This window comes from Streptomyces albidoflavus (genome assembly GCF_000719955.1).
GTDB classification, from domain to species: domain Bacteria; phylum Actinomycetota; class Actinomycetes; order Streptomycetales; family Streptomycetaceae; genus Streptomyces; species Streptomyces albidoflavus.
Map to the genome: position 1 here is coordinate 1 of NZ_JOII01000075.1, position 5,803 is coordinate 5,803.

The following is a 5,803-nucleotide window of genomic DNA, read 5'->3' on the forward strand; positions in this document are numbered from 1 at the left end:
CGCCCGGTGCCCCGTCCGCTCCCGCCGACGCCTGGGGGCCCGGCGCTCCCGCCGACGCCCGGGGGCCCGACGCTCCCGCCCGGCGGACGCTCAGACTCCCCAGTGATCACGCTCGACCGCGAGCCTTCGGACGTCTCCGGCAAAGCCCGCGCCTCCCTCCCCCCGCAGCCGTCGAGGCCCCGCGCCGGACTTCCCAGCGGCAAAGAGGGCAGCACGACCGCGCGTCCGGCCATCGGGCCGGGGCCGACCCCGGTCATGCGTCCGGAAGGCGGCGGCGCCCCGAACTATGCCTTCCGGCAGGCACCCCCGCCCGCACAGGCGGGCGAGCCCAAGATCATTCAGGCGACGGTCATCCGCAGCACGCCCAACGGTCCGCCACCGCGCCCGTCCGGGTCCACGCAGCCGCCGCCCCGCGCCACCGCACCGGCACGCCGCACAGCGGCCCCCGCGGTCCCGGCGCCCAGGAACACCGGCCGACGGGGGTAAGCCATGGCGAAGAACGACGAACCGACCCCGGAGGAGTGGCGCGAGATTCTCGCCTCGTACTCCTATCCCGAGGAGGTCAAGAGGACCAAGGGGCGCCGCGCACGACGCGAGGCCAAGCGCGAGCACCGCGACGACGTCCGCCGGCGTACGAAGGAGTACGTACGAGAGGAGCGTCGCCGCGACCCGCTACGCCCCGCCGGGGCCCTGATCATCGTGGTGGTGATCCTGGGCCTTGGCGTGGGGGCCCGCTTCCTTTGGCCGGGACTCCTCGGCGAGAGCCACAGGGGTGACCGCGTCACGGCCACCGCAAGCCCGATGCCCGGAGCCCAGGAGAACGAGGAACCCGCGGCGACGCCGAGCAGCTCCTCGCCGTCCCCGAGCGTCGACCTCAGCAAGCCGAACCACGTCGCCGAGGAGGCCATCCGGATTTACCTCACCCGCAACCCGCCCAAGGACGGAGACCACACGGCGAGCGCTCTCCGGGCCGAGCCGTACATGACGGCGGCCCTGATTGAAAACCTCGCCGGGCACACCGACCCGGAATGGTCCAAGCTGGTCAGTCGCGGGGGAGTGGCAACCGTGCGCACGGTGAAGGTCGAGCCCGCCGGCACTGATCTGCCGGTGGACACCCCCGTTCGTGTCTGGCGGAAGACCACGGCGAAGGTAGACGTCGAGGGGTACGAGGACTACAGCGAAACGACCGTGCTACAGGTCGAGGTGACCAACGGTGACGGCGACGGGTGGCGCGTCTCCCGAATCCTGGGGCTGTAGTGGACGGACGCGACGCCGTCCGGACCCTGGGCCGTTTCGCCGGGACCGGACTCAAGATCAAGGCCACTGCCATAGCGTCGGTGGTGTTCGTGATCTTCCTGGTTGTCGTCGGCATCTTCGGTGCCGGCACGGCCGGGAAGGCATTGGCCGACTCCTGCGGCGAACGCGGAACACCCGGCGTCGACTACGGAGGGGGCACCGCCCAGCAGCCAACCGGCAACATCCGGAAGAACCAGATTGCGAACGCCAAGATCATCGACAAGGTGGCCGACGGCGGCGGCCTGTCCGGTCGGGCAACGCTCATCGGCCTGATGACCGCCCTACAGGAGTCGACCCTCCTCAACATTGATTACGGCCACCTCGACTCGATCGGCCTGTTCCAGCAACGGCCGTCGCAGGGCTGGGGTACGGAAACGCAGATCATGCAACCCAAGTACGCAGCCGGCATGTTCTTCTTCGGAGCGAGCCGCGACACCACCGCCGGAATTCACGGCCTGGCTGACATCCAAGGGTGGGAGGCGATGGGCCTCGGCCAGGCTGCACAGGAAGTGCAGAGGTCTGCGTACCCCGAGCTGTACGACGGCCAGGAGGACGCCGCCCGGAAGATCGCCGCCGAGGCCGGGCTCGATCTCGACCGCCCCGGCAAGGGCGGTGACGCGGACGAGGACCAGGGATCAGGCGACGACACCGCCACCATGAACCCGGACCAAGACGACGCCCCCGATGCCAAGTGCTACCCCGAAGACGCCGACCGACCTGGCAAGCCCGGTGACGCCTTCCATGACGGTGACGCCCCGTGGCCCGCGACCGTGAAGAACCCCCGCAGTGCCGCGGACGCCATCGCCTGGGCGGAGAAGGAGGCCAAGACTGGCGGCAAGGACTGGTATCGCGCCTGCCTCGCGTTCGTTGCCAGGGCGTACGGCTGGAGTTTCTCCGGAGTGCCCTACGCCATCGACCACTACCGTGAGATGCCGGCCGACATGAAGCACGACAAGGACAGGAACCCCCCTCCCGGTGCGCTCATGTATTGGGAAACCGGTGGGCGAGCGGGGCACGTTGCTGTCTACCTCGGTGACGGAAAAATCGCCAGCAACGATATTGTTCGCCCGGGTTACATCGATGTTGTACCGGCCACCGACATTGAAACAAAGTGGGGTTCTACCTATGTCGGTTGGGCGCCACCGTATTTCCCCAAGGGTGGATAGATCGGAGAAAGATCAATGACCATCACCGACCCCGACACCGTTCCAGCGACCCCGGTCTACACCATCACCGTCAGCTCGACCGGCGTCGCCGCGGTCAACGGCGAGAGGGTCACCGAGCCGGGCCTCGACACCACCGAGGCCCGCGTCCGCGCGCTGGCCGAGGTCCGGATCAAGGCCGCCTTTCACGGCCGCCCCGTCCGCGTGCTCGCCAAGGAGGCCGACGGGACGGCCTGGCCCCTGATCGTGGACGCCGACGGCGACGTGGTGACGCTCGACCGCCCCCACCCGATGCCGCCAGCACCCGCACCGGTGCCGGCACAGGCCCCCCCTGCGGCCCACGGCTCCCCGCCCGCGGGCAGTTCCTTCGTGCCCCTCGCCCCCGAGGAGGCCCGCCGAGCCATGGCTACCGCCCCGCCCGAGTGGGCCGCGCCGCTCCCACCGCAGTACGCATCGGCCTGGGCCGAGCTCGTCGCCCACGAGCGCGCCGGACGTCTTGCCGAGGCCATTGCCGCCGCTGCCCAGCTCGAAACGGCCCTCGCGGACGCCTTTGGTCCCCTCGCGCCGCCCACGGTCAACATGATGACGACGAGGTCCACGTTCACCGCGCGTCGAGCTGTCGAGGAAATGGAGGACTGGGCCCCGGCGGTGGAGCTCCTCGTTGAGACGGCGCAGCGCCGCCGCGAGGCAGGGGCCCCCGAAGACGAGACGCAGCGCGTGATCAGCAACATGCACGCTGCATGGGCCCGGCTCGCCCTGGAAGACCCCGAGGGAGCCCGCGAGACGGCCGAGACGGTCCTCGCCCTCCTCGGGGATCGCCCGCAGAACAAGCGCCGCGTAGAAGCCGTGTTCCGCCTCCTTGAACGAGGCGCAGCGAAGTAGCAGGGCACCGCCGCCGAGAAGCCGCGAGACCCCCCTCCCGACACACGGGGAGGGGGGTCTCGCGGGTTCCGGGCCGGGGCGCAGCAAGAGGGCGCAGCAAGGCGCGGTAGGGCGTAGCGCAGGGCCCCAAGAGGCCCTAACGGGCCCTTTCTTCCGGGGCGTGGCCCAGGGTGCCACACGGCACGCCGCGCACCGCCCTGCGGGCCCTGGCGGGCCCTCCGGGCGAATCGCCGGGCGCCTTCGGCGCGTTCACCGGCGATTCGGTCCCGCTTCGCGGGACCGCCCTTTGCCTGCGCCTTCGGCGCGCACCGGCAAAGGGTTTTCGGCCCTGCGCCTTCGGCGCGCACCGGGCCGAAAAGCACGCGCCGTGCCGCGCGGCCTCCTGGGTCACGCCCCGGAAGCGCTACGCGAAAGGCGAGCTTTCAGTGAACCCAATTTGCTGCCCGCAGTGCGGAGGACTCTCCGCCTACTGCGTCCGGCCTGACGGCCTGTTCCAGTGCCCCGAATGCGGGGACCTCCTCGACCGCCGCGACATTGACCTCGACGGAATGGAGGTCTGGGGAGTAGCGGCCGACGGAACCCTGTCGACCACCACCGACCCGGCCCACTCCCTTGCCTGCCTCATGGAGGCAATCGAGGACTTCCTCACCGCCGACGAGTGCCCGAACGCCGAATACGCCCGCCTCGACTCGATGCGGAACGCGACGGAATCCCTCGCGGCGTACATCGACGCCCGCCGCCTCGGAATCAAGCGGCCCGAATTCGGCTACTCCGAGGAAAGCGTTCGGACCGCCGTCAACGCGGGTGCCGACATGATCCTCGGCGCGATCAGCCTCGGCGAGCCCGAAGAGGACGCAATCAACCTCGTCGTGAACGCCGCAATTACGAGCCTCACCAACCCCGGCGCCTCTTTCGCCGAAATGGTCGAGGAGAACTACGGCGAGGACGCCGAAGAGGTCCGTTCGTGGTGGGGGTGGAGCAAGTGACCAACAACGAAACGCGTCGTTACGAACTCGGCGACCCGAACCAGGAATGCCGTTACCCGGTCCGATTCAACGGACTGCACATCGGCCGCATTTACCGGTGGCACGGCGCTTGGTACGCCGTCCCGGCCGGACAGAACGAAGAGATCCGAGTCGCCGCCGGAAGCGTCGGTAAGGAACTCGCCGCCGGTTACCTCGTCGCCATGTACGAGCTGCGGCAGATCACCCCGCAGAACTCCGAGGAGGACCAGGAGACCGCGCCCCGCGAATTGGTCGGGCCGGTGCCCCTCCTTCACCCGCGAATGCCTGCCACGCCCCGGAACACCGAGGCCGCGCGCAAGGCAATGGACGGACTCGCCGAATTCCTCTGGACCCCCCTCGGCGGCTACCCCGGGGCCGATAACCCGTGGTTCCTGCGGTGCCAGCTCTGCGGGTGGCAGGGCCCCCGCTACTGGTCGCACTTGCGCGGGCGCAACGGCAACCCGCCTTCGACGTTCCGGCACCCCGGGTGCCTCGACGCGGACAAGGTCCGCGCCGCAATCGCCGTCTACGGCAAGTGAAAGAAGGGGAAAGGGAAATGACGGACCTTTACGCGGGCGGCACCGCCGAGGCCAATAAGACCCGCGCACACTGGGCACTCACGGCCCTGGAGGCATTCGGCAAAGAGACCGGGCAAAACTACATCGACGGCACCCTCGACGTGGGAGACGACGTACTCAGGGAATTGGGCGGCGACCTCCTCGCCGACCTGTTCCACCTCGCCCGCCTCAACGGCTGCGCCCCGGAACTCGTCATCGACGCGGGCCTCATGCACTTTGAGGCCGAGCTCGACGAGGAGCGGGCCGAGGAAATCGAGCCCTCGGCTTGACCACATGACGGACTGACAGAACGGCCTAGGTAACGACTAGGCAACAGAAAAAGGGTGGCCGGTGAATGGCCACCCTTTTTCCGTGCCCAAATGCGCGGCCAATCGACAGCCCTTCGGGCTGGGCCGCCTCTATGTGGCCTTCGGCCACGGGCGGCCTGGTCCCGCTTCGCGGGCCCGAAAGGAAACCCGCCCCCTAAGTGGCCTTCGGCCACGGGGCGGAAAAGACCCGGCCCTATCGGGCCGCCGCTATCGCGGTGGGCCCCTTTAAGGCGCTTCGCGCCGGGGCCCGCCCCTGCGGGGCAAAGGAAAACGGCCTTCGGCCGTTTGAAAACAATCGCTAAGGCATTCTGATAAAGCCTGGAAATCACCCTGAAAAGGCACCGGATAAAGAGGCGACCACCACGCTTGACAAAGATTTGATTAGCCCTTATGGTGGGGAATGTAAAGAAATTCGATAAGGGGAGGTGAGGGAAATAGAAACCAAGTTCGAGGGAAACGGAACCGACAAGGTCACCCCCACCCCTCCTAGCCAGCCTAGCCGCGAAGCGGCAAAACCCCAGGTCAAGGGGCCGCGAAGCGGTCACAGCAACCCCCACGGCCGCCGTGACGAT

General features: G+C 68.7%; 6 protein-coding genes. All 6 read left to right on the top strand.

The window, feature by feature from the left end:
• The first annotated feature begins 489 nt into the window (after positions 1–489).
• The 6 genes from IF45_RS0130890 (at position 490) to IF45_RS0130915 (ending at position 5,192) form a co-directional block, all read left to right on the top strand.
• Entirely contained in the window at positions 490–1,257 is a 768-nt protein-coding gene (locus tag IF45_RS0130890; RefSeq protein WP_030310907.1) for a hypothetical protein, read from the top strand.
• A complete protein-coding gene (locus IF45_RS31780) occupies positions 1,257–2,462 on the top strand; it encodes a hypothetical protein (RefSeq protein WP_051720761.1) in 1,206 nt (401 codons plus the stop codon). Before IF45_RS0130890 ends, IF45_RS31780 begins: the two co-directional genes overlap by 1 nt.
• A 15-nt stretch (positions 2,463–2,477) precedes the next feature.
• Positions 2,478–3,341, top strand: a complete 864-nt coding sequence (locus IF45_RS0130900; protein WP_030310911.1) for a hypothetical protein — start codon at positions 2,478–2,480, stop codon at positions 3,339–3,341.
• Positions 3,342–3,511: 170 nt separating this feature from the next.
• Positions 3,512–4,327 carry a hypothetical protein gene (locus IF45_RS33515; RefSeq protein WP_169749604.1) on the top strand — a complete coding sequence of 272 codons (816 nt, stop codon included), beginning with the start codon at positions 3,512–3,514 and terminating at the stop codon, positions 4,325–4,327.
• On the top strand, positions 4,324–4,884 hold the full coding sequence (locus tag IF45_RS0130910; RefSeq protein WP_129854262.1) for a hypothetical protein: 561 nt from the start codon (positions 4,324–4,326) through the stop codon (positions 4,882–4,884). Before IF45_RS33515 ends, IF45_RS0130910 begins: the two co-directional genes overlap by 4 nt.
• Before the next feature lie 17 nt (positions 4,885–4,901).
• Positions 4,902–5,192: a hypothetical protein gene (locus tag IF45_RS0130915; RefSeq protein ID WP_030310915.1), complete on the top strand. Its 291-nt coding sequence runs from the start codon at positions 4,902–4,904 to the stop codon at positions 5,190–5,192.
• The last annotated feature ends 611 nt before the right edge of the window (positions 5,193–5,803 follow it).